Source organism: Microcoleus sp. D3_18_C4 (assembly GCF_036702355.1).
GTDB lineage: Bacteria > Cyanobacteriota > Cyanobacteriia > Cyanobacteriales > Microcoleaceae > Microcoleus.
In genome coordinates this window covers 37459-45381 of the sequence record NZ_JAUBTF010000002.1, presented here as the reverse complement: position 1 = coordinate 45381, position 7923 = coordinate 37459, and the positions used below count along the sequence as shown (strand labels likewise).

At 46.1% G+C, this 7923-nt stretch carries 5 protein-coding genes; 3 read left to right on the top strand and 2 right to left on the bottom strand.

Going from position 1 to position 7923, the window contains the following annotated elements; translation table 11 throughout:
* Positions 1–2008 (top strand): CHAT domain-containing tetratricopeptide repeat protein (locus QUA90_RS01130; RefSeq protein WP_333443422.1); only part of this gene is annotated, 2008 nt, incomplete at its 5' end.
* A 684-nt stretch (positions 2009–2692) separates the two neighbouring features.
* Here the strand turns inward: QUA90_RS01130 and QUA90_RS01125 are convergent.
* Entirely contained in the window at positions 2693–3514 is an 822-nt protein-coding gene (locus QUA90_RS01125) for an SDR family NAD(P)-dependent oxidoreductase (protein ID WP_333330204.1), read from the bottom strand.
* A 751-nt stretch (positions 3515–4265) separates the two neighbouring features.
* Positions 4266–5699: a carotenoid oxygenase family protein gene (locus QUA90_RS01120; protein ID WP_333443420.1), complete on the bottom strand. Its 1434-nt coding sequence runs from the start codon at positions 5697–5699 to the stop codon at positions 4266–4268.
* Between the two features lie 194 nt (positions 5700–5893).
* On the opposite strand from QUA90_RS01120, the gene QUA90_RS01115 reads away from it, so the two are divergent.
* Entirely contained in the window at positions 5894–6931 is a 1038-nt protein-coding gene (locus QUA90_RS01115; RefSeq protein ID WP_333330209.1) for an LD-carboxypeptidase, read from the top strand.
* Positions 6932–7034: 103 nt separating this feature from the next.
* On the top strand, positions 7035–7793 hold the full coding sequence (locus tag QUA90_RS01110; RefSeq protein ID WP_333443417.1) for a class I SAM-dependent methyltransferase: 759 nt from the start codon (positions 7035–7037) through the stop codon (positions 7791–7793).
* Positions 7794–7923: the final 130 nt, after the last annotated feature.

The following is a 7923-nucleotide window of genomic DNA, read 5'->3' as shown; positions in this document are numbered from 1 at the left end:
CAGCCAGTCACTTCCCCTGAGTCGAGCCGTGGGCAATCGCTCTGGGGAAGCTCTCACCCTCAACAACATCGGCAATATCTACTCAGACTTGGGAGAAAAACAGAAAGCGCTAGAGTATTACAGTCAGTCGCTTCCCCTGAGTCGGGCAACCGGCAATCGCTATGGGGAAGCTACAACCCTTAACAACATCGGCTTCGTCTACTCAGAATTGGGAGAAAAACAGAAAGCGCTAGAGTATTACAGCCAGTCGCTTCCCCTGAGTCGGGCAACTGGCGATCGCGCTGGGGAAGCTACCATCTTTTCCAACATAGCTTATACAAAACGCGACCTAAACAATCTTCCCGAAGCCCTCAATGACATTGAATCCTCTCTCAAAATAATCGAAAACCTCCGCACTAAAATAGCCAGCCCTGAACTCCGCAGCTCATACTTTGCCACAGTCCAGAACTACTACGAATTCTACATCGATTTGTTAATGCAACTGCACAAAACTAATCCTAAATCCGGTTATGATACCAAAGCCTTAGAAGCCAGCGAACGTTCGAGGGCCCGTAGCCTCCTCGAACTCCTCTTTGAAAGTAACGCCAACATTCGCGAAGGCATTTCCCCCGATTTACTGCAACAAGAAAAGAGCTTGCAACAGCAACTCGATACCATTGAAAAGCAGCGCATCGAAGCAGTCAGCACCCCCAACCCCAATCAAACTAAAATCGCTGAGATCGACAAACAGCGCCTCGCACTTTTGGAACAATATCAGCAACTTCAAACCAAGATTCGTACCGCCAGCCCCCGCTACGCAGCCCTTACCCAACCCCAACCTTTAACACTGCCAGAAATTCAGAAACAGATTCTCGATGAAAACACGATTTTATTGCAGTATTCCCTCGGCACAAACCGAAGTTATTTGTGGGTGGTGACATCAACAAGAGTAACCAGCTCTGAATTACCAAAACGCGCCGATATAGAAACAGCAGCTAAGGAATTCCTAGAGACAATAACTAGCCCAATCCAGAGAGATATTCCCCAACAAGTTGCCCAAGCAAGTGCCAATCTCGGTCAAGTGATTTTACAACCTGTCGCAGCCCAATTAGGCAATAAACGCTTATTAATTGTTCCCGACGGCGTGCTGCACTATACCCCTTTTCAAGCTTTAACTCTTGCCCAAACTGCTGGACAAAATACCAATGTTCCCTTAATTGTCGAACATGAAATTATTACCCTGCCTTCTGCCTCAAGTCTCGCTATTCTCAGGCAAAATTACGGAGATAGAAAACCACCGGGCCGAACTTTAGCAATTTTAGCAGATCCGGTTTTCAGTCCAGAGGATGAAAGAATTAAAGGAAAAATCACCCAAGCAACAACAGAAAAATTAGAAGCAAATAACCTCGGTTTAAATCGCTCGCTTCGTGCTTCTAATCGGCAGTGGCCACCCGAACGCCTACCATTTACTCGCCAAGAAGCCCAAACAATATCTAGCTTATTCCCCTCAGCTTCTACCCGTCAAATACTTGATTTTGATGCCAGTCGCACTACTGCTACCGATGGAAATTTAGTCAATTATCAAATCATTCACTTCGCCACCCACGGCCTTGCCAACAGCAAAAATCCTGAGCTGTCAGGAATTGTGATGTCTATCGTAGATGACAAGGGCAATCTTGTCAATGGTTTCTTGCGCCTCACGGATATTTTTAACTTGAAACTAGCGGCAAATTTAGTGGTTTTAAGTGCTTGCCAATCGGGAATGGGACAGAATGTTAAAGGCGAAGGAATGGTGGGATTGACTAGGGGTTTTATGTATGCGGGGGCGCAGCGGGTGGCGGTGAGTTTGTGGAGTGTGGATGATGAAGGAACTGCTGTGTTAATGCAAAAGTTTTATCAAAAAATGCTGCAACAAAAGTTAGCACCGGCGGCAGCTTTGAGGGCGGCGCAGATGGAAATGATGCAGGAGGAAAAATGGAAATCTCCCTATTATTGGGCTGCTTTTACCTTGCAAGGGGAGTGGAAATGATATACAGCACTTTTGCTGGTAAGTAAGTACATAGCCCTTCTAGGGACACGGCAATGCCCATTGGTGTCAACTTAACCTTAAATCGGTAGTCAGACAGTCCGATAGTCCGATAGTCAGACAGTCCGACAGTCCGACAGTCCGACAGTCCGACAGTCCGACAGTCCGACAGTCCGACAGGGAATGAATTCCCTGCCTAATAGCTAAAGTCCTCTGAAGAGGACTAATAGACCTCTTGCAAAAATCCTTTTCATCAATTGATGGGACGGGCAAGATGCCCATCCCACAAGAGTTATTTTTTTTGTGGGATGGGCATCTTGCCCGTCCTAATTATTTTTGCAAGGAGACTAATGAGTTTAAAAATTAGGCGTTGCTGGGCGTTGCTGAATACAGGTAGGAATTCAGATTTCCCAATTGCTATAAAACAAGTATGGTCAGTTTTGTAACATCAAGCGAAAAGTTGATTCCTACCATGAATCAGCAACGTCAAAAATTCATTTTCTCAGTCCTCTTCAGAGGACTTTAGCTATTAGACAGGGGTTTCAACCCCTGGCGGACTAACGGGTGGGCGGGCTGACAGCTTAAGTTGACACCAATGGCCGAAGAGCCCGGAACGGGCAAGATGCCCGTTCCACAAAAGAATGAGTTTTCTTGTGGGGTGGGCATCTTGCCCGCCCAGAAAAGGGTTTATCGCCCGTTAGCTAAAGCCTCCCGCAATTTGCGGCCCCGCGATTTATCCCGAAGTTCGGGAGTCGCCATCCGCAACACAAAATCCAGCAACCAAGGCGCAATTCGGTGACACCAAACTGCTAGATGACTTTGCCATCCTACCAAGATTTCCGGCGCATCTTTCTGCAATCCCGCGACAAGTGCTAGGGCAACTTTTTCGGGAGTTGTGGGCACTACCCACCGGAATTGCTCTAAGTCTCGCACCATGTCGGTATCTGTTAGGGATGGCAGCAAAGCTGTGACTCGAACATTGTACTGAGTTAACTCGCTACGCAAAGCTTGGGTGAATCCCAAAATGGCAAATTTGGTAGCAGAATAAGTCGCCATTGTGGGAGCGGCAATTTTGCCCATTAAGCTCGAAACATTGACGATTGTTCCCTCTTTTTGAGTCGCCATTCGCCGAGCTATCAAGCGGGTAATTGTATAGGTCCCGAGCAAATTTAAGGCGATTTCTTCCTCGATTAATGGCAGCGGAGAACGCAAGAATGATGCTTGGTGGGCGACGCCTGCACAGTTGACTAGCAGGTGAATCGGGCCGCAATCTCGCCAAGCTTGGGCGATCGCAATATTCACCGCAACTGACTGAGTTAAATCCAAAGCTAACGGCACTACTTCTGTGCCCAAAACATCGATTTCCTCTGCCAGTTCAATTAATTGCTTGCGGTTGCGCGCCACAATCAACAAGCGTTTGACTCCTTGTCTCGCTAATTCCAGGGCGATCGATCGCCCAATTCCGCGCGAAGCTCCTGTAACAAGAGCTGTTTTTCCTTGAAGTTGCATAGATTAAACCTTTTGGTAGATGCTCACCGCGACACGGAGTTATGAGTTGTGAGTTGTGAATTATTAGTTATGAGTTGGATTTTTTGGCGGTAACAACTCATAATTCATAATTTTGGGAAAGGCTATCTTGTTTCGATAGACCTCATTTACTTGTGGGGTTAACTCAAAACTAAAAACTTTTGAATCGCTAACGTGCGCGTGAGCTGAACTAAACTTTTGGTTTGCCAGAAATCAGTTAATTATCTGGTCTTGTAACCTCATGCCAGCAGACAAAGCTGAGATGGGCAAACCTAGTCATAAATCATGGCCAAGCGGGCTTTATTACCGCTTTTTCTTCAGTTCGCGGAGGCGGACTTTGCCTGTGTAGCCGCGAATTTATTCTCCGGGGTATTCACCGCGAATTGGTCATTGAGCGGGGTTGGAGAACCCCTCTTTCTTCACTCCGTGGAGGCGGATTTTGCCTGGGTAGCTGCGAATAAATTGGCCGGGAATATTCGCCGGGATTGGTTATTCGCCAGGGCTTAATTACCCCTCTTTTTTTTGTCCGCAGAGGCAGACGATATCCTGTGCAGCGGCGACTTACAATCGCCGGGGATTCGTGCGAATTGGCACAGGATAATTGAGCAATGCAGATTATCAATTCCACACCTCCTAGATATGAGAATTTCCTATCTACACACACCTTAACAACTTGACAGAGAAGCGGCAACAATTTTTAATAAATCTTCCGCAACACTTCTTTACAATTTTCTCAGACTGCCGATTTCCAAGTGCCGTGAAAGCCCAAAGGTATGACACCGGGCAATTCTAGCTTGCAAACAGGGGAATCAGAAAGTCCGTCGCTGTCAAATATCCAGACTTCGCTGCTATCAGAATTGCCGTCGTAAACAACTGTCAAAATCCAACCTTTCTCCGAGGAAATATCTGGAACGTAGATGGGCTCTGCGGGATAGCGATTTTCGCCCAAGTCGGCAATTGTGAGATTGCGGGTTTGCGTGTCCAAACGGGCGATCGCACCGTAACGTTCGGCTACAATATCAACGTCAGGCCGATACATTGCCAGATAAATATATCGTGCGTCTTGCCCTATTTCGGCAGCAGGTACGATCGGAAACTCACAAGGTTTATCCAACAATTCTTCGGCTGCTGTCACTTTCCCCGTCTGAGGATTGAGATGCACCCGCCACAGAGTCCCCTCCGCATCGGTGCGAGTTTCACCAGTCGGTACTTCTTTCAGTCGCTGATTAGTTTGAAAGTCAGCGAAGCGCACAAAATCAACCGCTACCGAACCATCTTCCTTCACAAAACCGTTAGCAAAATGCCACTGAAACCAAGGTTCGGTTTCGCCGCGACTAACTAAAGAGAGAGTTTCAGAGTCAAAAACTAATATCTGAGTACCTAACTCCGGTTTCCACTTAAAGGACTCGCTATAACTGCTAATTCCCGTTAACAATGGCAAAAAATTGACTTGCACCGGCGGGATAAAAAATATCAGATACTTTCCCGCAAAAACAAAATCGTGGAGCGCGTAAATTCCATCTAAAGCAACTGTTGATTGTTGCACGACTTTGCCAGTAAAATCGCTTTTATACAGATTCAACTTTGTAGTCGCACCGTTGGTAATTCCAAAGTTGAAAATATTGCGGGTAATCGGGTCGCGCTTGCAGTGAGCAGAATAAACAAATTTACTATCTAAACTGCCTAAATCGTCCGTTCCCTGAGTTTCCAGGGTTTGCAAATCGAGGCGGTGAGGCGGGCCACCTTCCCACAATGCCAAAAGGCGATCGGGCAAAGCTAAAACAGAAGTATTGGCAGCATTTTTAACAGTTTTATTCCACCGCAACCACACAGGACCCGGTGCTGTCATGCCATAATTACTGTAGAGAAATTTATCAGCTTTTTCTTCAGCTAGATATCCCGCTGTTTGCACGTAGCGATAAACAGCCGTAGCACCGACATCGGTAAAATGTACTGCCAAAATTGCACCGTCGCCATCAAACCAGTGTCCCGCAGCAACACCGCCACGTTCCAAACGTCCGGGCCCGTTGCGGTAGAGAGTGCCGCGCAATCCTGCGGGAATTTTACCGCTTTTAACGGATAACTGAGTCAGCGGAAATTCCGCAGCCGGACGGGCTAAAGCTTGAGCCCAGGATTTTTTAGGTGAGATTTTAGTGTCTGTTTTCATTTGAAACTGGCAATTTTCAACTGATATTGCAGAAATTTTCCTTTACAATTATAGCAAAAATCATCTATAACAGTGCTCGCGTGATCCATTCATCAAGGAATGAACAATTTCTCAATCCCCCAATCTAAAATCTAAAATCTAAAATCTAAAATCTCAACCTGTACCTCACTTAATCGAACAAGGGTATAACACCTATGACTCTCCGCCGCCGTGCTCTGCTGACAACTTTTGGGCTGACTGCTATTGGTACTCAGCTTGTGCCGTTAGCGAAGCCCTCGAAGAGGATCACCCAAACCAACCTATCTCCCAAAAGTGCGATCGTGAAGCCGCGCCGCCTGCAAGTTGGCGATACAGTAGCTTTAATCAATCCTGCCGCTTTCAACTACAAAAAAGAAATCGAGGATTTTTTTAAAGTTATGGAAAAGCTGGGTTTAAAAGTTAAATTGGGAGAGCATTTTTACGATCGCTACGGCTATTTAGCCGGCAAGGATGCCGATCGCGCCGCCGATGTCAACGCAGCCTTTGCCGATGACTCAGTGCGAGCTATTTTTACCGGGATGGGCGGCTGGGGCTGTGGTCGGATCTTGCCGCTCCTAGATTACAATATTATCGGCAACAACCCCAAAATTATTATGGGATTTAGCGATATTACGGCGCTGTTATTGGCGATTTATGCTAAAACTAATAGAGTTACTTTTCACGGCCCTTTAGGTGCGTCAACGTGGAGTCCCTTTACAGTGGATTACGTCAAAAAAGTTTTGTTTGACGGAGGTGCTGTGACTATGCAAAACTCCAAAAGCGTGCAAGTTCAAACAATCGGGCGCGGCACAGCTAGGGGCAAACTAATCGGCGGCAATTTATCAGTAATAGCAGCCATGGTGGGTTCTACATATTTACCGCAGTGGGAAAACAGTATTTTGTTTGTCGAGGAAGTTGGCGAAGAAGTTTATCGCATCGATAGAATGTTGACGCAGCTCAAATTAGCGGGCATTCTCGATAAAATATCCGGTTTTATTTTCGGACAGTGTACCAAGTGCGAAGCTGAAAAACCCCAAGAGTCCCTAACCTTGCCTCAAGTCTTGTCCGACCACATTCGCCCTTTAAATATTCCCGCGTGGTACGGTTCAATGGTGGGACACATCCGGGAACAGTTCACTTTGCCGATCGGTCTAGAAGTCGAAATCGACGCTGACTCTGGTACAATCATATTATTAGAATCCGCTGTCAGCTAAATCTTAAACTCTTCTGGATATTACCGAGGCAGAGCCTCTGGATCTGCGTTCCCCGGCAGAGCCAGGGAACGAGAAATAAATTAAACACAAAATCTGAAATATCGTGAAAAAAACCGCACAATTAATTAAACCCTTAACAGTAATAATTTTGACAATTCTTTGCCTGTTGCCGCTCAATGCCTGTGCAGCAGCAAGTAAAACCGCAAATGGCGACCCAATTTACCAGCAGCGAACAGTCCACAATCCCGACGGAATCGGCAAATTTTACATGGGTCGAGAAATTGCCCAAGTCATGGGATATCAAGGCGCTAGTTGGCTAGAAAGACCGTCTCGCGGCATGGAGGAAAAATCAGCTCGATTAGTCAACAATCTCGATTTAAAACCAACCGATATTGTAGCAGACATTGGAGCGGGAACGGGATATTTCAGCTTTCGCATCGCTGCCTTAGTTCCACAAGGAAAAGTTTTAGCAGTTGACGTGCAGCCGGAAATGATTAATTTTCTGGAATTGAATAAACAAGAAAAAAAAATCGCTAACGTTGAGCCAGTTTTGGGAAATATCGATAATCCGAATTTGCCCGAAAACAGTGTAGATTTAGTGGTGATGGTCGATGCTTATCACGAATTTGCATATCCCAGAGAAATGATGCAAGGAATTGTGAAAGCACTCAAACCGGGAGGCCGCACGGTATCGATCGAGTATCGCGGCGAAAACCCGCTGATTCCCATTAAAGGTTTGCACAAAATGACGCAGAAGCAGGTGAAAAAAGAAATGGCCGCCGTCGGTTTAGTATGGAAAGAGACAAAAGATATGTTGCCCCAGCAGCATTTGATGGTGTTTGAGAAAAAATCTCAAATTTAGCAGCCAAATCGAGCGATTCTCTACCATTTTTACTGAGTTTTGTCAAGGTACAAAAGACGTATTTTTGAGGCGCGCAGGCGATCGGTCAAAAATTCTAAGCCTTAAGTAACCATTAAGAGAGACATTTTAC